The 20,563-nt window shown below is 70.0% G+C and carries 17 protein-coding genes; 11 read left to right on the forward strand and 6 right to left on the reverse strand.

Annotated features, from left to right (window positions below):
- Positions 1–112: 112 nt before the first annotated feature.
- Genes MFF64_RS03970 through MFF64_RS03985 form a run of 4 tightly spaced genes read left to right on the forward strand, consistent with a single transcriptional unit; the run spans position 113 to position 4,741 of the window.
- The gene (locus MFF64_RS03970) at positions 113–259 is read left to right on the forward strand and encodes a hypothetical protein (protein WP_238189726.1); all 147 of its coding nucleotides are present in this window, start codon (positions 113–115) and stop codon (positions 257–259) included.
- A 52-nt stretch (positions 260–311) separates the two neighbouring features.
- Positions 312–1,256, forward strand: coding sequence for an LpxL/LpxP family acyltransferase (locus MFF64_RS03975; RefSeq protein ID WP_099900061.1), 945 nt, complete (start codon positions 312–314; stop codon positions 1,254–1,256).
- Between the two features lie 21 nt (positions 1,257–1,277).
- Complete coding sequence (locus MFF64_RS03980) at positions 1,278–2,555, forward strand: HlyD family secretion protein (protein WP_099900063.1); 1,278 nt, start codon at positions 1,278–1,280, stop codon at positions 2,553–2,555.
- Positions 2,556–2,587: 32 nt separating this feature from the next.
- A complete protein-coding gene (locus MFF64_RS03985; protein WP_099900065.1) occupies positions 2,588–4,741 on the forward strand; it encodes a peptidase domain-containing ABC transporter in 2,154 nt (717 codons plus the stop codon).
- Between the two features lie 292 nt (positions 4,742–5,033).
- Here MFF64_RS03985 and MFF64_RS03990 read toward each other — a convergent pair whose 3' ends face one another.
- The 3 genes from MFF64_RS03990 to ndk form a co-directional block, all read right to left on the reverse strand.
- The gene (locus tag MFF64_RS03990) at positions 5,034–5,390 is read right to left on the reverse strand and encodes a hypothetical protein (protein ID WP_099900067.1); all 357 of its coding nucleotides are present in this window, start codon (positions 5,388–5,390) and stop codon (positions 5,034–5,036) included.
- Between the two features lie 112 nt (positions 5,391–5,502).
- Positions 5,503–7,593 (reverse strand): molybdopterin-containing oxidoreductase family protein, encoded by a 2,091-nt coding sequence (locus MFF64_RS03995; RefSeq protein WP_238189728.1) that lies wholly within the window; start codon positions 7,591–7,593, stop codon positions 5,503–5,505.
- Positions 7,594–7,677: 84 nt separating this feature from the next.
- Entirely contained in the window at positions 7,678–8,100 is a 423-nt protein-coding gene (gene ndk, locus MFF64_RS04000) for a nucleoside-diphosphate kinase (RefSeq protein ID WP_099902765.1), read from the reverse strand.
- 350 nt (positions 8,101–8,450) lie between these two features.
- Between ndk and MFF64_RS04005 the strand changes: the two genes are divergently transcribed.
- Complete coding sequence (locus MFF64_RS04005; RefSeq protein WP_099902767.1) at positions 8,451–8,975, forward strand: DUF2147 domain-containing protein; 525 nt, start codon at positions 8,451–8,453, stop codon at positions 8,973–8,975.
- A 3-nt stretch (positions 8,976–8,978) separates the two neighbouring features.
- Here MFF64_RS04005 and MFF64_RS04010 read toward each other — a convergent pair whose 3' ends face one another.
- Entirely contained in the window at positions 8,979–9,650 is a 672-nt protein-coding gene (locus MFF64_RS04010) for a glutathione S-transferase family protein (protein ID WP_238189730.1), read from the reverse strand.
- 283 nt (positions 9,651–9,933) lie between these two features.
- Here MFF64_RS04010 and MFF64_RS04015 point away from each other — a divergent pair, with 283 nt between their 5' ends.
- Positions 9,934–10,194 carry a hypothetical protein gene (locus MFF64_RS04015; protein WP_099901967.1) on the forward strand — a complete coding sequence of 87 codons (261 nt, stop codon included), beginning with the start codon at positions 9,934–9,936 and terminating at the stop codon, positions 10,192–10,194.
- Between the two features lie 353 nt (positions 10,195–10,547).
- Here MFF64_RS04015 and MFF64_RS04020 read toward each other — a convergent pair whose 3' ends face one another.
- Positions 10,548–12,194 carry a porin gene (locus tag MFF64_RS04020; RefSeq protein WP_238189732.1) on the reverse strand — a complete coding sequence of 549 codons (1,647 nt, stop codon included), beginning with the start codon at positions 12,192–12,194 and terminating at the stop codon, positions 10,548–10,550.
- 1,310 nt (positions 12,195–13,504) lie between these two features.
- On the opposite strand from MFF64_RS04020, the gene MFF64_RS04025 reads away from it, so the two are divergent.
- The 5 genes from MFF64_RS04025 (at position 13,505) to MFF64_RS04045 (ending at position 18,923) form a co-directional block, all read left to right on the forward strand.
- Positions 13,505–13,714, forward strand: a complete 210-nt coding sequence (locus MFF64_RS04025; protein ID WP_099904399.1) for a hypothetical protein — start codon at positions 13,505–13,507, stop codon at positions 13,712–13,714.
- A 188-nt stretch (positions 13,715–13,902) separates the two neighbouring features.
- Positions 13,903–14,325, forward strand: a complete 423-nt coding sequence (locus MFF64_RS04030) for a hypothetical protein (RefSeq protein ID WP_133123570.1) — start codon at positions 13,903–13,905, stop codon at positions 14,323–14,325.
- 43 nt (positions 14,326–14,368) lie between these two features.
- Positions 14,369–14,629 (forward strand): hypothetical protein, encoded by a 261-nt coding sequence (locus MFF64_RS04035; protein WP_099904395.1) that lies wholly within the window; start codon positions 14,369–14,371, stop codon positions 14,627–14,629.
- A 77-nt stretch (positions 14,630–14,706) separates the two neighbouring features.
- Positions 14,707–17,106 carry a sensor histidine kinase gene (locus MFF64_RS04040; RefSeq protein ID WP_099904393.1) on the forward strand — a complete coding sequence of 800 codons (2,400 nt, stop codon included), beginning with the start codon at positions 14,707–14,709 and terminating at the stop codon, positions 17,104–17,106.
- Positions 17,107–17,180: 74 nt separating this feature from the next.
- Positions 17,181–18,923: an ABC transporter substrate-binding protein gene (locus tag MFF64_RS04045; protein ID WP_238189734.1), complete on the forward strand. Its 1,743-nt coding sequence runs from the start codon at positions 17,181–17,183 to the stop codon at positions 18,921–18,923.
- On the opposite strand, the gene MFF64_RS04050 is transcribed toward MFF64_RS04045, so the two are convergent.
- Positions 18,896–20,329: a protein adenylyltransferase SelO gene (locus tag MFF64_RS04050; protein WP_099899624.1), complete on the reverse strand. Its 1,434-nt coding sequence runs from the start codon at positions 20,327–20,329 to the stop codon at positions 18,896–18,898. The two genes, MFF64_RS04045 and MFF64_RS04050, sit on opposite strands and share 28 nt — an antisense overlap.
- Between the last annotated feature and the right edge of the window lie 234 nt (positions 20,330–20,563).

Below are 20,563 nucleotides of genomic sequence, written 5' to 3' on the forward strand. Positions count from 1 at the left end.
GGTCTGCCCGCCCCCGGCCCCGTCCTGCGGCAGCTCCAAGTCCAAGAAGTGCTGATCGTCTCGGCCGCAGCCTGGCCTCGACGACAACACGAACACAGACAGGAGAGACACCATGAAGAAACTCGACATCGCCACCCTCGGCACCGTCGCCGGCGGCACGATCTGCGCCCCCTGCTGCCCGCCGCCGTGCCCCCCGCCGGCTCCGGTCTGCCCGCCCCCGGCCCCGTCCTGCGGCAGCTCCAAGTCCAAGAAGTGCTGAGCCGCCACTAGCGGATCCGTGCGGGGCCGTATCTGAGAGGGCCTGAGTTCTGATGAGTACGACCCCGCACATCCCCTGGACCTACGCGCGCCTGGCGAGCCTGCCGCTGGCTTGGCGCCGGCGCGCCCTGCGCGCCCTCGTTACGGGACGCCGCCTCCTGGCCAGGGACGGGGGCGAACGCTTCGCGGCGACCTTCGAGAGCGTCCTGCGCCTGCCGCGCCGCGAGGCCCTGCGCCTGTCACGCGCGGCCGCCCACCACGACGTCGCCTCCGAGATCGAGTGGTGCGCCCTGCACAAGCGTCCGGTCGACGCGATCCAGCGCGACATCGAGCGGGTGCAGGTCGCCGATCCGGCGGTGATGGAGCGGATCGCCGCCACCGGCCGGCCGGTGATCCTGGCCCCCCTCCACATGGGTGCCTACGTGCTCTGCCTCGCCACCCTGATGGTGCGCCACTTCCCCGGCCGGCCGATGCTGGTCCTGCGCCAGCGCGACGATATGGGGATGGAGACGGAGGTCATCGAGCGGCTGCGCGAGGTCGACGTCGACGTGCGCTTCCTGAATGTCAGCCAGCGGGCCGACTTCCTGTCCGCGGTGCGCTTCGCCCAGAAGGGCGCGGTGATCGTGGTGTTCTGCGATCTGGACCCGTCTTACGGCGCCCCGGCCGAGATGCCGATGTTCGGGCTGCCGTTCCGCTTCGCCTTCGGCACCGACACCCTGGCGCGGCTCACCGGGGCGACCGTGGTGCCGATCGCCACCACCATGGACGACAACGGCGACACGGTCGGCCTCGGCCAGCCCTTCGAGGTGCGCGGGCAAGCGGCCGAGGAGCGGGCTAAAGGAGCCGACATCATGCGCCGGCACATCCAGGCCGCGATCGCAGCCCGGCCGGAGCAGTGGCATCTCTGGCCGATGCTCGCCGATTATTTACCCTCGTCCGCCAGGGTGCAGGACAACTCTCCGGCAGGCGGGGAGACGCCGCACGATCTCGCGGCGTAAGGTCTCGCGAGCGGATGGTCGATGAGCGAACCCGCGGCGCCTTCCTCTGGGGAGGCCAGTTTCCAGCGCCGGCGGATCAGCGGCACCGTCCACCTCCAGCACGACCGCGGCAGCGTCTGGATGGCGTTGTTCTTCGGCGCCATCATCGTGGTCGTCATCGCCGCCCTGTTCCTCGGCCGGCTCGCCCGCTCCGAGTCGGTGCGCGGCTACGTCTCGGCCGCCTCCGGCCTCACCCGCCTCGACGCCCAGGCCGCCGGCATCGTCCGGGAGATCACCGTCAGGCAGGGTGACACCGTCACCCGCGGCCAGCGCCTGATGCAGGTGCAATTGCGCGAGCAGACGACGGGTGGCGTCTCGACCGTCGGCGCCACCCTGCGCAGCCTGCAGGAGCGGCGCACCAGCCTCGCCGCCGAGGAGGCGCGCCTCTCGGCCTATCTCGCGTCGACCCGCGGCGACCGCGACGAGACCGAGCGCAACGTCGCGGCCGTGGTCCGCGCCCTCGACGAGCAGGAGCGCACCCTGAAGGAGGGCCTGGCGCAGCAGGAGGAGATGGTCGCCCGCGTCGAGGCCTACCTCAAGCAGGGCTACGCCACCCGCGAGACCCTCAACGGCCAGCGCCGCGCCGCCCTCGACTATGCCCGACAGCTCGCCGAATTGCGCGCCCGCCGGGCCGAGCTGCGGCAGGGCACCTCCGAGCGCCTGCGCGCCCAGCGCACCGGCGACACCGAGAAGGCGGCCCAGCTCGCCACCACTCGCAACGAGTTGAGCGCCATCGAGGCGCAGATCACCGCGCTCGGCGCCCAGTCGCGCATCGACGTGGTGGCGCCCACCGAAGGCCAGGTCGCCGGCCTCTACGTCCAGCCCGGCGATTCGGTGACCGCCGACCAGGTGGTGGCGATCCTCGGCGACACCCGGGCCGATCCCCTGATCGTGCTCGAAGTGCCGGCCCGGGCGATCGGCCTCGCCAAGGTCGGCCAGGAGGTGGTGCTGAAATACGACGCCTTCCCGTTCAAGACTTTCGGCATCGCCAAGGGCACGATCACGGTGATCTCCGGCACGCCGCTGCGCAACCCGATGCTGGCCTCCGCCGAGGAGGGCGGGGGCGATGCGGCGGCCGCGGCGGCGCGCCAATCGGTCTACCGGGTCGAGGTGCGGCCCGACTCCCGCACCATGCGCGCCTACGGTGCCGACGAGCCGATCCGCATCGGCTCGACGCTCTCGGCCGACATCGTGGTCGAGCGGCGGCGACTGATCGACTGGATGCTCGATCCGATCCGGGCCATGCGCGGCCGGGGATGAGCGGCCGAGGATGAGCGGCAAGGAATGATCCGATGACCGACTGGCTCAAGCGCGCGCTCAGCAAGCGGCGGCGGGTGCGCTCGATCCTGCAGAACGAGGCCAACGAGTGCGGGCTCGCCGCCCTCGCGATGGTGGCGAACTATCACCGCCACGACATCGACCTCGCCTACCTGCGGGCGCTGTTCCCGCTCTCGCGCAACGGCATGACGCTTGCCAGCATCGTGGCGCTCGCCGACAGCCTCGACCTCGACGCCAGCGGCTACGCCCTCGACGGCGTGACCGAGCTGGAGCAGGTGGCGTTGCCGGCGATCCTGCACTGGCGCGGCAACCACTTCGTGGTGCTGGAGACGATCGCACGCGGCAGGTATCACGTCCACGATCCCGAATTCGGCCTGCGCATCTACGAGCGGGCCGATGTCGAGCGGCTGTTCGGCGGCGTCGTGCTCGAATTCGCCCCCCGGATGGATTTCCGGGCGATCAAGGTCGGCGACCGGCTCAAGCTGTTCGACATCCTGCGCAGCGCCCGGGGCCTCGGCGGCACGGTGTGGCAGATCACGCTCGTGTCGGTGGCGATCTCGCTGCTGGGCCTCACCACCCCGGTGCTGCTCCAGATCGCGCTCGACGTGGTGATCCCGCAGGTCGACCTCGACCTGATGCAGATGCTGGCCGCCGGTCTGATCCTGATGATGCTGTTCGAGGCGTTCGGACAGTGGCTGCGCGGCTACATCGCCTTGCGCGCCTCGACGCTGCTGCAACTCCAGTTCACCCGCAACGTCGTCGGCCACGCCCTGCGGCTGCCGCTGAGCTACTTCGAGTTGCGCCATCCGGGCGATTTCGTCACCCGGATCCAGTCGATCGATACGATCCGGACCTTCATGGTCGGGGGCTTGGTCACGTCCTTCGCCGATATCGGTACGTCGTTCCTGCTCGTCGGGCTGATGTACTATTACTCGCCCGTGATGGCGTCGATCACGCTGGCGACGCTCGCCGCCGTGCTGGCGATGCGCTTCGTCACCTTCCCGACGCTGGACCGCGCCACCGCCGGCTCGCTCGAGGCCCGCTCGCAGGAGCAGGCGAGCCTGATCGACGGGCTGCAGCGCATCGGCAGCCTGAAGGCGCATAACAGCACCGAACTCTTCGCCATGAACTGGTTCGAGAGCTTCGCGCGCTTCGCCAATCTCGATTTCCGGGCGAAGAAGGCCGGGCTCGATGCCGAGTTCCTGATGCACGTCGTCATCGCGATCAGCACCGTGGCAACCTTGTATCTCGGCATCACCGGCGTCATCAAGAACACGCTGACGATCGGCACGCTCTACGCCTTCATCGCGCTGCGCACCGACTTCTTCGACCGCGTGAACCACCTCACCTCGAGCCTGCTCCAGCTCGCCGCCCTCAAGGTCCACGTCGCGCGCCTCGACGACGTGATCGGCCAGGCGCCGGAGGAGGGCCTGCACGAGGCGACCTTCCACCGGGCGATCCGCAAGGAGGTCCGGGTCGAGGACGTCACCATCCGGTTCGGCCGGGGCGACGAGCCGATCCTCACCGGCGCCTCCCTGACCATCGATGTCGGCCGCTGCGAGACCATCGCGATCGTCGGCGCCTCTGGCTCGGGCAAGTCCTCGCTGATGCGGATCCTCGCGAGCCTCACCGAGCCCGCCGCCGGCTCCGTCACGATCGACGGCGCCCCCTTGAGCCAGTTCGGCAAGCGCGAGTACCGGGCCAATCTCGGCGTCGTCTTCGCCGATGACGGGCTCTTCGCCGGCACGGTGGCCGACAACCTGTCGCTGTTCGATCCCGCCGTGTCCCACGCCGAGATGGAGGCGGCCCTGATCCGGGTCTCGCTCCGAGAGGAGATCGAGCGGTTGCCGCAGGGCTACGCCACCCATGTCTCGGAGGAGGGGAGCGTGCTCTCCACCGGCCAGCGCCGCCGCCTGCTGCTCGCCCGCGCCCTCTGTCGCCGGCCGCGGCTGATGCTCCTCGACGAGGTGACGGCGAACCTCGACCCGGCGACCGAGACTGCGCTCGTCGAGAGCCTGAAGGGCGTGAAGGCCGCCAAGGTCTTCATCACCCACAGCGAGCGCCTGCTCGACCAGGTCGACCGCGTCTTCCGCATCGAGAACGGCCGCCTCACCGAGGATCCGCGCCCGCCGGCGAAGCCCGGGGCGCCGGTGCCGGAGGCGGCGTGAGCGCCGCTCCTCGGCAGAAGACGGACGATGAAGCAAGAAGTTGTTTTGTTTTCCCCGTCGGCACTGACACGCACCCTGTCATTCCGGTGCCGCGCAGCGGAGCCCGGAATCCAGAACCGCAGATGGTTCAGGAAAGAGCGGATAGTGTGCCGCTTTATCCTGTGCCGACCTAAGCGTCTGGATTCCAGGCTCCGCTGCGTGGCCCCGGAATGACAGGGTGGGTGTCGACTGCATCGAGAGTACGACGACGCTTGAGACGCCGCGAACGCCGTCGTCCGCAGCGCCACGCCGCTCAGACCGGACGCTGCAGCTTGCAGCTGTCGATGGCGCCGAGCGCCTTGGCGCGGGCCGAATCGTTGAAGTAGCCGGTGGTGCGGTAGGACTCGATCTCGGATGCGTTCAGGGCGCGCAGGGTCGTGCGGGCGTAGCAGCCGCAGGGGCGCTCGAAGCTGGTCTCGGCGGTGTTCTGCATCCTGGCCTGGACGACGGCGCAGGCGCGGCGCACCCGGGTCTCGAGCTCCGACGTCGGCGCGGTGCGCAGGGACGGATCGGGCTGGTAGGCCTCGAGCTGCGACGAGGACGCGCCGGCGAGAGCCGCAGTGGCGCCGAGCGCGAGGAGACCGGCGGCGAGGAAGGTGCGGAGACGCATGGCAATGAGGTCCGTTGGGCTGCTTGTCGTCAAGCTCGACCGTTGGACGCCGAAACTCCCCGCCCGCACAAGGGCGGGCGGGCCACACCGAGGATGAAAGACGCGGCGACTGCTACTGCGGCAGGGCCGCGATGGCGACCCGGTTGTCGTGGAAGGCGGCGCCGCCGAACGGGGCCGGGGCGTCGGCCCCCGTCAGGGTGTTGATGCCGCGCCCGTCCGGATAGGCATCGTTGGGCCAGATCGACTCGGCGATCAGCACGCCGCGACGCAGGCCGGAGAACAACGTCGCCCGCAAGGTCACGGCGCCGCGCTCGTTGGAGAGGCGCACCCAGGCCCCTTCTCCGATCCCGAGCGGCCCGGCATCCTCCGGGTGGATCATCACCGTCGGGTGGCGCTCCTTGGCGAGCGAGGTCGGGGTCTCGGTGAAGCTCGAATTGAGGAAGTTGCGCGCGGGACTGGTGGCGAGGCGGAAGGGATGGTCGATCGTCGCGCCCATCAGCGGCGCGTCCCAATGGTCGGGGAGCGGTGGCATCGCCGGCCCGCGCGGCCCGTCCTGCGCCACCGGCACCTTGCTCCAGTCCGGCCGGAAGCGGAAGAGCCGGTCCGGATAGGCGAAGCCGTCGAGGAAGTGGGCCCGCTCGAAGACGGGCTGCACGTCGAGGAAGCCGTCCTCCTCCAGCTCCGCCAGGCTGCCGCGGCGCGAGGCCTTGAGGGTGGCGTCGATCAGCTCGCGCGGGCTCATGGCGAAGCCCGGATGCTCGGCGCCGAGGCGCTGGCCCAAGGCCACGATCACCTCGTGGTTCGAGCGGCACAGGGACGGCGGCTCGATCCGCTTGAGGCCGAGCTGGATGTGCTGCTGGCCGCCGCCGGTATAGAGGTCGTCGTGCTCCAGGAACATCGTGGCGGGCAGGACGAGATCGGCCATCCGGGCGGTCTCGGTCATGAACTGCTCGTGGACGCAGACGAACAGGTCGTCGCGGGCGAATCCCCGCTTCACCAGTTCCTGCTCGGGGGCGACCGAGACCGGATTGGTGTTCTGGATCAGCATCGCGGTCACCGGCGGGCCGTGGCGCAGTGCTTCCGGGTCCCCGGTGAGCACCCGGCCGATCTGCGACTGGTCGAGCATGCGGGTGCCGGGGCGGACGACGTCGAGCCCCTCGATCAGGCGCTTGTTGAGGCCGAACACCCCGCTGTTCGAGTGGAAGGCGCCGCCGCCGCGGTGCTGCCAGGCGCCGGTGACGGCCGGGATGCAGAGCGCGGCGTGCATGTTGGCGGCGCCGTTGCGGCTGCGGGCGAAACCGTAGCCGAGGCGGAAGAACGTGTTCCTGGTACGCCCGACGAGGTGGGCGAAGCGCTCGATCTCCTCCACCGTGAGCCCGGTGATGGCGGCGGCCCAGGCCGGATCGCGGCTCTTCAGGTGGTCCTCCAGCGCCTCCGGACAGTCGGTGTAGCGGGCCATGTAATCGCGATCGGCGAGGCCGTCGCGAAACAGCACGTGCATCACCGCGCAGGCGAGCGCCCCGTCGGTGCCCGGCCGCAGCAGCAGCGCGAGATCCGCTTGGCGCATGGTCGGGTTGTCGTAGATGTCGACGACGACCACTGTGGCGCCCCGGGTCTTGCGGGCGGCCTGGACGTGGGTCATCAGATTGACCTGGGTGTGCACCGGGTTGGTGCCCCAGATCACCACGCAGTCGCTCTCGGCGATCTCGCGCGGATCGACCCCGCCGAGGCGGCCGGTGCCGGCGATGTAGCCCGACCAGGCGAGCGTGGTGCAGATGGTCGAGAACTGGCCCGAATAGCCCTTGGCGTGGCGCAGGCGGTTGATGCCGTCGCGCATCACCAGCCCCATCGTGCCGGCATAGTAGTAGGGCCACACAGCTTCCGGCCCGTGCGCGGCCTCCGCCGCCCGGAACGCCTCGGCCACGCGGTCCAGCGCCTCGTCCCAGCCGATCGGCGCGAACTCCCCCGAGCCCTTCGGGCCGGTGCGGATGAGGGGCTGCATCAGCCGGTCGGGATGGTGGATGCGCTCGGCGTAGCGGGCGACCTTGGCGCAGACGACGCCCGCCGTGTAGCTGTGGCGCGGACTGCCGCGCACCCGGCCGATCGTGGCGCCGTCGATCACCTCGACCTCGAGGGCGCAGACCGACGGGCAGTCGTGCGGGCAGGTGGAGGTCGTCCGCTCGATCCGTGGCTGCGCCGTCACCGCTTCGTCCCCCCATCGAAAAAACCCCCGCCGCGTGGCGGCGAGGGCTGTCAGCCTATCGGCGTTTTCCGGTCGGGGAAACCGTCAGCCGACGATGTCCTTCTCGTCGAAGAACTGCTTGATCTCGATGCCGGCATTCTCGAGGCTGTCCGAGCCGTGGACGGTGTTCTCGCCGACCGACTTGGCGAACTTCTGGCGGATGGTGCCCTCGGCGGCCTGCGCCGGGTTGGTGGCGCCCATCACCTCGCGGTACTTGGCGACGGCGTTCTCGCCCTCGAGCACCTGCACCACGACCGGACCCGAGGTCATGAACTCGACGAGCTCGCCGTAGAACGGGCGCTCGGCATGGACCTCGTAGAACTTCTTGGCCTGGGCGTCGGACATGCGGATGCGGCGCTGGGCGACGATGCGCAGGCCCGCCTCCTCGATCACGGCATTGACCGCGCCGGTGAGGTTCCGGGCGGTGGCATCGGGCTTCAGGATGGAGAAGGTGCGCTCGGTGGCCATGGGAGGTCCGTCAAGAAAGCGGTGGCGTGGGCGGCGGGATGCCGCGCGGGACCGGACCTCGGGGTCCGGCAGCACCGGGCGCGAACGCCCGCGCGCCGGGGCCATGGGGACGCCCGGCGCCGGGCTTATAGCGGTGGGCCGTGCGCCCCTCAAGCGTGGGTGCGGCTCGCGCGGCGATTGCGGCTCTGCCGCAACACGGCCGAAAAATCGCCCCAAAGACCGGGCTCATTGCGCTTCAACGTGACCTTTCGGTTACGCCGCCCGGCCCGAGCCGGGCGGCGACCACCGCCTCTCTCCGCCGCTCGGGCCCTTGGGCCCGGGAGCGGCGCGAACAGCCAGGAGACTCCTGCATGCGTTCGATCCTGATCCCGGCCCTCGCCACCACCCTCCTGTCGGCCGGTGCTGCCGCGGCGGCCCCCGCCGGGGACCCGTCCGGGACCTGGCTCACCGAGGACGGCCGGGCCAAGATCAAGATCGAGAAGTGCGGCCCCAACGCCGCCCATGCCTGCGGCAAGGTGGTGTGGCTGAAGACGCCCCTCAACGATCAGGGCCAGCCGCGCACCGACATCAAGAATCCCGATCCGAAGAAGCGCAACCGCCCGGTGATCGGCCTCACGCTGATGGACGGGCTGAAGCCCGAAGAAGGCGCCTACAAGGGTCAGATCTACAACGCCGAAGAGGGCAAGATCTACGACGTCTCGGTGAGCCGCGAGAGCGCGAGCGAACTCGCCATCTCGGGCTGCATGCTGAAGATCCTGTGCGGTTCGCAGACCTGGACCAAGGCCCCGGACGAGTTCGCCCAGGTCGCGCCGGCGTCGAGCAATGCCGCGCCGGCGAAGGCGAAGCCCGCCGCGGCGAAGCCGGCCGCGAACTGACCGTCAGCCGCGCGGAGCCGGGGCCTCATCCGGGTCCGGCTTGAGCCGAAAGCCGCGCTGGACCCCTGGGCGGGCCTTCATCCGGTCCATCCAGGCGGCGACGTTCGGGAACGCCGCGATGTCCTGGCCCTGGCGCTCCCAGAGCTTGGCCCAGGGCAGGATCGCGATGTCGGCGATGCTGTACTCCTCCCCTGCGACGTAAGGGTGGCGGCCGAGCTGCCCGTCGAGCGTGGCGTAGAGCTTCGTCGTCGCCGCGGTGAAGCGCTCGACCGCGTAGGGAATCTTCTCCGAGGCGTAGATGCGGAAATGGTGGGTCTGGCCGAGGGTCGGCCCGAAATTCGCCGCCTGCCAGAAGAGCCAGATGTCGACCGCGATGCGGGCGCGCTCCTCGGCGGGGTAGAACAACCCGGTCTTGCGGGCGAGGTACTGCAGGATCGCGTTCGATTCGAACACCGTGATCGGGGTGCCGCCGGGCCCGTCCGGGTCGACGATGACCGGGATCTTGCCGTGCGGCGACACGGCCAGGAAGTCCGGTGCGGCCTGCGCGCCCTTGCCGATGTTGATCGGCACCATGCGGTACGGCAGCCCGCATTCCTCGAGCATGATCGAGGCTTTCCAGCCGTTGGGCGTCGTCCAGTAATAGAGGTCGATCGGCGTCGTCGTCACGGCCGACATGCGGCTGGTCCTTCTGGCACGGCGGGGACGGAGGAGCGTCCGTCGCATCGGGCGTCCGGGAGAGGTAAACAGAGCCGGGCCCACCCTGTACAGGGTGAAGGTTGTCTCAATCGACGATCTTGCGACGGTCTTGCACCGGTGTCGTGGCCGAGACCGGCAAGGACCCAGTAAGCGGGCGGCAACGGGAGCCCCGTCTCTTGCCCTTGCGTCAGGCTGTGGCAGTCTCGGCCGCATGCCGGCCGAGCCGGCGTTCCTGCTGCGAGCCCGCCCTATGAGCCCGCCCATGCCGTCTCCCCTCCTCCGCACCGTTCTGGCGGTTCTTCTGGCCGCCGCACCTGCCGCGGCCCTCGGCCAGGCCGCACCAAATCCCGAGTTCGCGCCGCGCCGGGAGCCCAACCTTCGCAGCCTCGCCGCCCGCGAGCGCCAGCGCAAATGCGGCGCCGAGTGGCGCGCCCTGACCCCCCCGGACAAGGCGGCGCAGGGTCCGCGCTGGCCGCAATATTACAGCAAGTGCGTCCGCCGCCTGAAGGAGCAGCGCGCCTGACGCGTCCGCGCGGATCCAGATACCGGGGGAACCGGAGCGACGGCGTCTCTCGGCCCTCGGGTCCATCCGTGACGGTATCCAACGCCCGCCCGCGGGCGACGCCGAGGTTCGACCCCGAGAATTGTTAGATCTTGATGCCCGGGATTTTTTACGGAGAAGATCGATACAACGTGAGGTATGACAGTTGAACTGACCTTGAGATGCTGGTACAAACAGAAATCCTGAGTTTCGAGACCCAGGGCACCTGCAAGGCGCACTCCCAGAGTGCGCCTTTTTTCTTTTATTTTTCTTTTGAAGACGAAAAAAGGGCCCCGGCTCGCGCCGGGACCCCCGATGGCTCGACTTCGATGATATTAGAAGTCGCGCTGGACGCGCATGCGGATCTGGAACGTGTCGGTGGCGCTGGCGGTCGGCAGGGCGACGGCACCGGCGAACGGTACGCCGTTCACGACGCTGGTGACCGAAGCCGCGCTGACGCCCGGAGCCTTGTTCTGGTCGATGACACGGCCGCTCTGCAGGGCGAGGCGGGCGTAGTTGCCCTCGAGGCCGATATCGAGGTCACGCACTGGCGACCAGATCAGGCTGGCGCCCGCGACGATCTGGTTGGTGTCGCGGAGCTGGCTCGAGAAGCCGAAGCCGGCAGCGAACGGGCTCGGCAGCGACGAGGTCGCGAAACCGCCAATCTGGTTCACGAAGCCGAGATTGCCGCGGCTGGCCTTGCCGTACGACACTTCGCCGTAGCTGCCGAACACCGCCGAACGCCATTCCGGAGCCCAGTAGTGCAGGTAGGCCGCGGAGACGGTCCAGGACTTCGAGAGATCGAGCTTGCCGGTGAGCGGATCGACGACCGCGTCGACGAGCGAGGTACCGAGCGAGGTGCCGGCGGCCAGGGACGCGGAGGCGGTGTAGCCGCCGAGCCAGGCGTTGTAGCCGGTATAGCGCAGGGCGCCCTCGCCGTACGAGCCCTGCAGGTAGAGCAGGTCGCCAGCGGCGATGAACGGCAGGTTGACCTTCAGGCCGCCCTGCACGGCCCAGCCGTAGTCGCTGCCCGGGCGGGGAGCCACGGCGCCGGCGGTCGAGAAGCCGGCGAAGGAGCGCACCGACGCCGCGTTGGCGGTGTTGATCTCGTGCACAGCGGCCGAGACCTGTGCCGAACCCCAGGCCGCATCGTAGCGGAGCGCACCGACGAAGTCGGGCAGGCGCTGGCGCTGGACGACGTCGTAGTCGGCGATGACCGGCTGGCCGAAGGCGTTGGTGCCCAGCACCGGGGTGAAGTTGCCCGAACCGGCGGTGAAGACCTGGTAGTTGACGAAGTTCGTGCCGGCCGTGCCGCTGCCGAAGACCGGGGTCTTGCGCAGCAGCGGGTCTTCCATCGACAGCGTCGCCGAGAAGCCCTGGCCGAAGGTCGCGGTGTAGGCGAGCAGGTTGGTCGAGGAGATGTCGGAGCCGAGCGACGAGCCGACGAACTCGAGGTCGTGGGCGTAGAAGTCGAAGAACGAGGCGGCGCGACCGGCGGTGAAGCCGGCGAACTGGATGAAGGCCTTGTCGACGTTCACCGTGGTGACCGAGCGGCCGAAGGTGTCGACGCCCTGGCCCGGGAAGCCGGTGCCGGCGAGACGCTGCGTGCCGGACGCGAGGAACGGACCGGTGCCGTAGGCGAGGTCGAAGCGCACGAAGGCGCGCAGGGTGCCGTAGCCGGTCGCCGTGCGGGCATCGAGGTTCAGACGGCCGAGGCCCTGGAAGCCGGTCAGGTCGCCGCCGCCGACGACGCCGCCGCGGTAGAAGCTCTGCAGGTAGGTGGCCTGGAACCGGGCGCGACCCGAGACGCGCAGGCAGGTGTCGGTGCCCGGGATGTAGAAGAAGCCGGCACCATGCGTCGAGCAGACGCGGACGTACTCGACCGGCGCGGCCTTCTTGATCGGCAGATCGGCGGCTTGCGCACCAGCAACGACGGTCAGGCCAGCGGCCGACCCGAGCAGAAGGCTCTTCACGAGCTTCATTGAGACCTCCAAGATTTCGGACCCGAAAGGGGTGAACGACTCTGTTCCGAAGACCTCTTCGGCCTCGAGACCATGTCCCTCTTATGCCCCCGAAGATTCAGCCGCCGCATAAGTCCGGCCGAACCGCACCTGACTTCATGCGGTGCGGGTGAACAATCTTTCATGACGCCGAGTTGATCAACCGCGTCCAAGATCTAACAATCTGTTGAGATCGCCATCACGAGAGAATGTGGCAGAATCACCACATTGTGACTTCTGACCATCTTAGATTTATCTTTTGAACTAACAAAGTTTTCCAAGCTCTTACATATCGTATCGAATCATCCTCTTGCGTCATGGCTATGTGCTAACATAGCAGACTCTCGGTACATTTTTTCGAATTTATATAAGTATAATTTTGTTAGTTCAACAATAATAGAGTATATTACGAAGCAGTTTGAGGCATAGACATGTCTGTTGTGTTTTTATAAAGTCTTTCGAGGGGGATCTTGGGGTAAGATCCGAGCTTCCCGGCGTCGCCCGCGCGGCCTAGGCAACCGCCGCTTCCGCGGCAAGCCGCCCTCCCGCATGGCGGCCGGCCTTCCGGCTTGATGGGGGTGGCTGCGAATCGATGTGCAACCCCATCAAGGGGAAGGGCATGCCCAAGGCGACGGGCAGCCTCGCCGCCGGATCCCTCCGCCATGGGCTTCGCCGCGTGGCGCCCGTCATCGGCGGCCTCTCCGCCGCAGATTTCGGCCCGGTCTACGGCTTGGCGCTGTTCGTTCCGGATGGGCTGCGGGCCCGGAGAGTGTCGCCGGACCTCACGCCGCTGACGGCGATCCTGCGGCAGGCCGGGGCGGGCTTCCCCGGCGGCGTCTCCTGTTCGCTGCCTCCATCGCGGCCACCGGCGCCGCGACGGCGAACAGTCTTCACCTCGGCGCGTCGGATGACATCCCGAACACCGTCTGGAGTGGCGAGCCGACCGCCGGCGAGAACCGGACGGCGTTGTCGTTCGTCGAACACGACGCGCTCCTGGCCCTGAAGAGGTTGCCGGCTCACCGGGGCGGACCTTCGGGGCGGAGCGGCGAACGGCGCGAAGACCGAATGGCCGCCCATCCATCGAGGCGTTGGATCTCTCCTCTCCCACCCCGGAGAGGGGATCCGCACCAGTTCGGGGCACCGGCGCACCTGCGCGGCGCGCTCTGCCCAGGAGCCATCCCGGACCTCTCTGCAAAGGCTCCTCCCAAGCCGCCTCTTGCCTTCAGTTTTTAGTTGTTCTAATTAGCAAGTGGCGGGGCCGGGCGACGGCTCACCGGACGGGAGAGATCACGATGGCGACCATCCAGGGCGCGGCCTGCAGCAGCTGCCGCTATTTCGACGATCACAAGCTCAACGGCGCCGCCGCCACCGGCGACCAGGGCCTGTGCCGTTACAACCCGCCGGTCAGCCAGCCGGAGCCGCAGGGCCACGGCCTATGGCCGGTCGTCGCCGGCCAGGACTGGTGCGGCCACTTCACCGCCGAGCAGACCCCGGCCGAGTGATCCGAATGATCCGGTCGCGATTTGCGACGGGACCAAGCTTTCCCTGACAATGTCCGTCCTCCTCTCCCGCCGGAGAGGGGGATTTTTCTCGCGCGTGTTGTGCCGCGAAATGTTTCGTCCAGTGCAGCGGACGAAACACGATGTGCCCCGACCGAGCCGAATCGGCACTCCGAAGCAAAATCGCGGACATGCATCGCGCCTATACCGCCCCGCACAAGAGCCCGGAAATAACGGGCTGCGAGGAGGCGAAGATGGTCGTGGCGCGGGTGATCCTGATGAGTGCGATGCTGACGGTCGGCATCGTCGAGATGACGAAGACGACGCCGCCGCGCATGGCCGCGGACACCTTGGCCGAGGAAACCTTGGCCGATGTGGCGCGCAAGGCGGCCCCCGTCGCGGCTCCCGCGGAGGCGGTCCGGGTGGCCCCGGTCTCGACGGCGCCCGCGTCCGACCGCGCCTGCACGGAGGTGGTCTGGCCCTACCGGCCCGAATCCTGTCTGCGGCCGGAGAGTGCCTCGCAGGAGGCTGGGCCGCGCCGGCCGGTGCGGGTGATCCAGGAGCAGCGCCCGGCAACGCCCGTCCGGATGCCGGGCCGGGTGTCGGTCGGCTGACGCGCGGAACCGATGCGACGAGGCCATCGATCGCGAGACCGTCATGCCGCATTTCAGCGCCGATCTCCTGGACGCAGTCCTGCACGGCGATCCCGCCGAGCTGGAGGCGCTGCGCGCCTTCCTCGGCGCGGGGCCGGACCGCTGCGCCGGCCGGCGGCCGGCTCCCCTGCCCATTCCCCGTCCGGCGATGTCGGTACCGACGGGCATCGCCCGGCAGAGGCGGCAGGCCTTCGAGGCCCGGGCGATGAAGCGCCGTCCGGGCCCGGTCTCCGGGACCCGCCTGCGGCCGCCGATGCCGGGGTGAGTGCCACCGACGCCCCCGGCGCTGGCAGACCTTGAGAAATAATGCATAGTCGGCGCCCGCGGCGGAACGGGGCCACGATGAGGGTCGGCCACAAGATCTTCCTGGTCGGCGGTCTGCCGATCGCCATCGCGGCGCTGATCGCGCTCGCGGGCTGGCTCCTGCTCGCCCAGGCCGGGAAGGCGCGCGACGGCGCCGTGCTGGCGGGCGCGATCTACCGCACCCTGACTCTGTCGACGACGGTGCGCGACGAGTTCGTGGCGGCGCGCCCGGCCGAGCGCACCGACCACGCCGAGCGCTTCGCCCGCCTGACGGCGGAGTCGGCCGGCTCCCTCGACGACCTGCGCCGCTTCGCCCGCACCCCGGACCAGGCGGCCCGGATCGAGGCGGCCCGCGACGCACTCAAGGACTCGATCGAGCAGATGCAGGCCCTGGTGCGGATCACCCGGGAGAATGACGGGCTGATCGCCGAGATGGCGTCCCGGGCCGACGCCCTGGTGAGCCTCGCCGATCAGGCCCGGGACCGGCAGCGGGCCGCCAATACCGACCTCGTCGTCTCCCTCACCGACAAGGCCGCCACCCTGCGGCAGGTCCGGGACGTGGTCGGCGCGGTCAACGAGCTGCGCGCCCTGGTGTCGCAGGCCGAGATCGAAGCCGCGCGCGGGGCCGGCCCGGTGCGGTCTGGCGGAGCCGGCGGCGCGCCTCCGTCGATGGTTCAGGTGCGCAACGCGGCCCGCGACCTCGCGGCGGCGCTGAAGGGCGACCGGCGCGAGGGCGAGGCCGAGGAGCTGCTGATCCTGGCCGCCGCCTACGAGGCCTGGCGTGGGGCCGAGGAGCCGCGCCCCCTCGCCGCGGGCGGCGCGGTCCCGGACCATGCGCCGCTCCCCTCCCCGGTCAACGTCCTCGACGAGTGGTGCGAGCGGATCCTCAAGATCGACGGATCGGCCCAGCGCGCCCTGCACGACGAGGTCACGCAGCTCCTCTCCTACGCGGTGCAGGCCAACGAGACCGAGCAGGCGACCCAGAATATCGCGCTGGAGACCCTCAAGCTGGGCCAGCGCACCGCCGAGGCCCTGCGCCGGCGCGACGTGCCGGCGGCGGCCGCGATGCTGGAGGACGGGCGGCGTCTGTCCGAGACCGCCGCCGCCCTCCCGATCTCGCCGCTGATCCAGGGCGAGATGATCGAGGCGATCGACGGCTGGCGCGAGCGCCTCGGCACCACGGTCGAGGGCCTGCGCCGGCAGAACGAGGGCATCGCCGCGATGGATGGCCTCGCCGCGGTGATCGGCGAGACCGCCCGCAGCCTCAACGAGGTCTTCATCGACGACGCCGACCGCCTCGGCACCTTCCTGCTCCGGCTGCTGCTGGTCGGCGCCGGCGCTGGCCTGGTGGTCGGCTCGACGGTCGGCCTCGCGGCGGCGCATTCGATCACCGGGCCCCTGCGCCAGCTCCAGCGCAGCATGCTGGCCCTCGCCGCCGATCCGGGCCGGCGCGATGTCGGGGCCGCATTCGGGCGGCGGCGCGACGAGCTCGGCGACATGGCCCGCGCCACCGCGATGTTCGTCGAGGAGATCGGCCGGCGCGAGCGGGCCTTGCGCCGGGCCAAGGAGGAGGCCGACCGGACCCTGGCCGAGCTGCGCCAGACCCAGTCCGACCTGATCCAGGCCGAGAAGCTCGCGTCGCTCGGCCAGCTCGTCGCCGGGGTGGCGCACGAGATCAACACGCCGCTCGGCATCGCGCTCACCACCGCGACGCTGGTGCGCGACGAGGCGCGGGATTTCGGCGAGGTCGCGAAGACCGGTCAGCTCTCGCGCTCTCGCCTCTCCCACTTCGTCGAGCGGATGCACGAGGGCTCGCACCTGCTCACCGCCAACCTCGCCCGGGCGGCGGATCTCGTCCACAGCTTCAAGCAGGTCGCGGTCGACCGGGTGAGCGACGAACACCGTCGCTTCGCCTTGCGCGAATGGCTGGGCGAATTGCTGCGCAGCCTAGGGCCGCTCCTGCGCCGGGGCGGGCACCGCCTCGAGCTGGAGGCGCGAGACGGGTTCGAGGGCGAGGAGTTCGAGGTCGATACCCATCCGGGGGCGCTCGCCCAGGTCATCACCAACCTGGTCAAGAACGCGGTGGTGCACGCCTTCGCGGAGGGCGTGCCGGGGCGCATCGTGGTCGCGGTCTCCCGGGTCGGGGTCCCTCCTGAGAGCAGCTGGGTGCGCCTCGAGGTACGCGACGACGGACGCGGCATCGCGGCGACGGACCGGGAGCGCATCTTCGACCCGTTCTTCACCACCGCCCGCCACCGCGGTAGCTCGGGGCTGGGCATGCACATCGTCTACAACCTCGTCACCGGGCAGCTGCAGGGCCGCATTTCGGTGGAGAGCCGAGAGGGGAGCGGGACGGTGGTACGGGTCGAGTTCCCGGCCCGCCTCGCGCGGGCAGCATCCGCGCGGGCGGCCGTGGAGAGCCGCGTGGCGGCGCAATGAGGAGCTGTGCCGCTTGGGGGGATGACCCCGTTCGGCGTGGACCGACACCAAGCACGATCATGCTGCGAGGAGCGATGCCCGGTCAGAATCGACGACTCGGAACACGGGGCCGGGCCGCGGGCCGGCGGTTCCCGGGGCTTCTTCGCGCCGCATCGGCTCTTTGTGCCGCCGTCCTGGCCCCCCTCTGGCTCGCCACGCTGCCGGCCGCCGCCAGGACGTTGGTCTTCTGCTCCGAGGGCAATCCCGAGTCGCTCAATCCGCAGCTCGTCACCACCACGACGGGGATGGACGCGGCCTGGCCGGTCTTCGATACCCTCGTGGCGTTCGAGCCGGGCACCACCACGATCCGCCCGAGCCTCGCCGAATCCTGGACGATCTCGCCGGACGGGCGCGATTACACCTTCAGCTTGCGCCAGGGCGTCACCTTCCACCGCAACGCCAGGTTCAAACCGACGCGGCCGCTCGCGGCCGAGGACGTGGTGTTCTCGATCACCCGGCAGTGGCGGTCGGACCACCCGTACCATCGGGTTTCCGGGGGCCAGTACGCGTATTTCCGAGATCTCGGCCTTCCCGAGCTGATCGAGGCGGTCGAGGCGCTCGATCCCCGCACGGTGCGCATCCGCCTGCGCGAGGCCGACGCCACCTTCCTGCCGAACATCGCCATGGCCCTCGGGGCGATCCAGTCGGCGGAATACGCCGCGACGCTTCTGGCCGCCGGCGAGCAGGAGCGCTTCGACCGCGAGCCGGTCGGCACCGGTCCGTTCAGCTTCGTGGCGTTCCAGCCCGACGTCGCGCTGCGCTACCGCGTCTTTTCGGAGCACTGGGGCGGGCGCCAGCCGATCGACAGCTTGGTCTTCTCGATCACCCCCAACGCGGCGGTGCGGCTGGCCAAGGTCCGGGCCGGCGAGTGCCACCTGATGCCCTTCCCCAACCCGTCCGACCTCGATGCGATCCGGGCCGATCCGGCGCTGACCCTGATGCGGGAGGAGGAGCTGAACATCGGCTACCTCGCCCTCAACGTGACCAAGCCGCCCTTCGACGACCTGCGGGTGCGCCGCGCCGTCGCGATGGCGATCGACAAGGCGGCGATCGTGGCGGGGATCTACGGCCCGGGCGGCACGGCGGCCCGCTCGCCCCTGCCGCCGAACCTCTGGGGGCACGACCCGACGCTCAAGGACCCGCCCCTCGACCGGCCGGCGGCGCAGAAGCTGCTGGCCGAGGCGGGCTTCCCCTCCGGCTTCGAGGCCGAGCTGTGGTACCCGCCGGTGAGCCGGGCCTACAATCCCAACGGCCGGCGCGTCGCCGACATGATCCAGTCCGACCTCGCCCGCATCGGCGTGCGGCTGCGGCTGCTCACCGACGAGTGGAGCGCCTACCGGGCCAAGATGCTGGCGGGCGTGCCGGCGATGGCCCTGTTCGGCTGGACCGCCGACAACGGCGACCCGGACAACTTCCTCGGCGTGCTGCTCGGCTGCATCCCGGCCCGGCCCGGCGGCAGCAACGTCGCCCGCTGGTGCGATCCCGCCTTCGACGCCCTGGTGACCCGGGCCCGCCGCCTGCCCGATCAGGATGCCCGGGCCGCGCTCTACCGGCAGGCTCAAGGCATCTTCGCGCGCGAGGTGCCGTGGGTGCCGATCGCCCATTCGGCGGTGTTCGTCGCCGCCCGGCGCGAGGTGACGGGTTACCGCATGGACCCTCTCGGCCGGCACCTGTTCCGGGGCGTCGGCCTGAGCGGCCCGGAATCCCGCGGAATCGAATCCCGCGGGGGCTTGGAGCCGCGCCCGCGGCCTCAGGGAGCGGCCGGTCCCGTGCCGTAGGCCTGCGCCATCTCGCCGATTGCCGCGAGCTTGGCGTGGTAGGCCGACCAGTCGTCCGCCGCCGCGATCGGCGCCCACAGGGCCTCGACCTCGTCGATCAGCATCGTGCAGGGCTTGAGTCCGGCGAAGTACGGGTGGTCGAGTCGGGCCGCCGGATCGGGCGAGAGCGCTTCGAGCGCCCGACGCACGCGTGCGAAGCCGTCCCCTGCATAATGCGCGGCGGCCGGGCTGCGGGCGGCCCGCGCCTCGCTCGCCAATCCGCCGTACCAGTCGAAGAAAGCCTGCTCGAACGGCGCCCGGCTGGTCTGCAGGAAGGCCCAGAACGCGCCCACGAGCGCGTGCATCGCCGCCTCGTCGGCCGGCACCGCGAGGCCGAGGCGGCGCAGGATCGCGTGCGCGAAGGCCTCCTGCAGGGCTGGGCCGTAGGCATCCATGGCCGCACCGAGCCGCGCCTCGTCGGAGAGCGGCAGCAGGCATTCGGCGAGGCGCGCGAGGTTCCATCCCAAGGCCTCCGGCTGGCGTCCGAAGGCGTAGAGGCCATACTCGTCGAAATAGGCGGCGGTGAAGGCCGGGTCGTTGACGGGAGCGAAGCGCCAGGGGCCGTAATCGAAGCTCTCGCCGGTCACGTTGATGTTGTCGGTGTTGAGCACGCCGTGGACGAAACCCGCTGCCATCCACTGCGCGCCCATGCGGGCGACGCGGCGGCAGACATCGGTGAGGAACGCCGCGGCCCGGTCGGCCGGATCGTCGCGCCACGCCTCGGGCCGGTAGGTGCGGACCGTGTGGTCGAGGAGCCGCAGCAGGTTGTCGGCGTCGCCGTGGGCGCGGAAGCGCTGGAAGGTGCCGATGCGGATATGCGAGTGGCTGAGCCGCACCAGCACCGAGGAGCGGGTCGGCGACGGCTCGTCGCCGCGGGCCAGCGCCTCCCCAGTCTCGATCAGGCTGAACGACTTCGAGGTCTCGACGCCGAGCGCCTCGAGCATCGTGGTGGCCAGTACCTCGCGTACCCCGCCCTTGAGCGTCAGGCGACCGTCCGCGGTGCGCGACCACGGCGTCTGGCCGCTGCCCTTCGTTCCGAGATCGAGCAGGCGCCCGTCGATCAAGTCGTGCAGCTGCGCGAACAGGAACCCCCGGCCATCGCCGAGCTCCGGGTTGTAGCTGCGGAACTGGTGGCCGTGGTAGCGCAGGGCCAGCGGCTCGGGAAAGCTGCCGGGCAGCGGCGCGAAGCGGCCGAAATGCGCGATCCACTCCGCGTCCGTGAGGTCGCCGAGGCCGACCCGCTCGGCCCAGGGCTGGTTGCGGTGGCGCAGGATATGGGCCGGGAAGCGGGCAGGCGCGACGACGTCGTAGAAGTCGGGACCGAGATCGGCGTGACGGCGCGACGGTCGAAGGGTATGGGCCGGCATCGGGACCTCGGTGGATGGAACAACGGGGTGGGCGGGCAACGCGTCGCAGCCCTGACAGGGTCCCGCGCGGTTCCGTCCCGTGGCATCGACCCTATCCGCAGGGCCGTCGCCCACGAGGCGCGAGCCGGTGCTCGCGCGCGCGAATCCGTGCTCATACGCCACACTGGTGCATGATGGACACGGGGAAAAGATGCCGAATCGGGCTGTCAATCCGCGCCGTGACGTGAGAAAGTA

Origin of the sequence: Methylobacterium frigidaeris, assembly GCF_022179185.1 — a bacterium.
Classification (GTDB): domain Bacteria; phylum Pseudomonadota; class Alphaproteobacteria; order Rhizobiales; family Beijerinckiaceae; genus Methylobacterium; species Methylobacterium frigidaeris.

Bases quoted from the DNA above. Each gene is read 5' to 3' on its own strand.
- MFF64_RS03980 (WP_099900063.1), top strand. From the start codon at position 1,278: ATGAGCGAACCCGCGGCGCCTTCCTCTGGGGAGGCCAGTTTCCAGCGC.
- MFF64_RS04030 (WP_133123570.1), top strand. From the start codon at position 13,903: ATGCATCGCGCCTATACCGCCCCGCACAAGAGCCCGGAAATAACGGGC.
- MFF64_RS03985 (WP_099900065.1), top strand. From the start codon at position 2,588: ATGACCGACTGGCTCAAGCGCGCGCTCAGCAAGCGGCGGCGGGTGCGC.
- MFF64_RS03970 (WP_238189726.1), top strand. From the start codon at position 113: ATGAAGAAACTCGACATCGCCACCCTCGGCACCGTCGCCGGCGGCACG.
- MFF64_RS04010 (WP_238189730.1), bottom strand. From the start codon at position 9,650: ATGTCGGCCGTGACGACGACGCCGATCGACCTCTATTACTGGACGACG.
- ndk (WP_099902765.1), bottom strand. From the start codon at position 8,100: ATGGCCACCGAGCGCACCTTCTCCATCCTGAAGCCCGATGCCACCGCC.
- MFF64_RS04025 (WP_099904399.1), top strand. From the start codon at position 13,505: ATGGCGACCATCCAGGGCGCGGCCTGCAGCAGCTGCCGCTATTTCGAC.
- MFF64_RS04005 (WP_099902767.1), top strand. From the start codon at position 8,451: ATGCGTTCGATCCTGATCCCGGCCCTCGCCACCACCCTCCTGTCGGCC.
- MFF64_RS04045 (WP_238189734.1), top strand. From the start codon at position 17,181: ATGCCCGGTCAGAATCGACGACTCGGAACACGGGGCCGGGCCGCGGGC.
- MFF64_RS03975 (WP_099900061.1), top strand. From the start codon at position 312: ATGAGTACGACCCCGCACATCCCCTGGACCTACGCGCGCCTGGCGAGC.
- MFF64_RS04015 (WP_099901967.1), top strand. From the start codon at position 9,934: ATGCCGTCTCCCCTCCTCCGCACCGTTCTGGCGGTTCTTCTGGCCGCC.
- MFF64_RS04020 (WP_238189732.1), bottom strand. From the start codon at position 12,194: ATGAAGCTCGTGAAGAGCCTTCTGCTCGGGTCGGCCGCTGGCCTGACC.
- MFF64_RS04050 (WP_099899624.1), bottom strand. From the start codon at position 20,329: ATGCCGGCCCATACCCTTCGACCGTCGCGCCGTCACGCCGATCTCGGT.
- MFF64_RS03990 (WP_099900067.1), bottom strand. From the start codon at position 5,390: ATGCGTCTCCGCACCTTCCTCGCCGCCGGTCTCCTCGCGCTCGGCGCC.
- MFF64_RS04040 (WP_099904393.1), top strand. From the start codon at position 14,707: ATGAGGGTCGGCCACAAGATCTTCCTGGTCGGCGGTCTGCCGATCGCC.
- MFF64_RS04035 (WP_099904395.1), top strand. From the start codon at position 14,369: ATGCCGCATTTCAGCGCCGATCTCCTGGACGCAGTCCTGCACGGCGAT.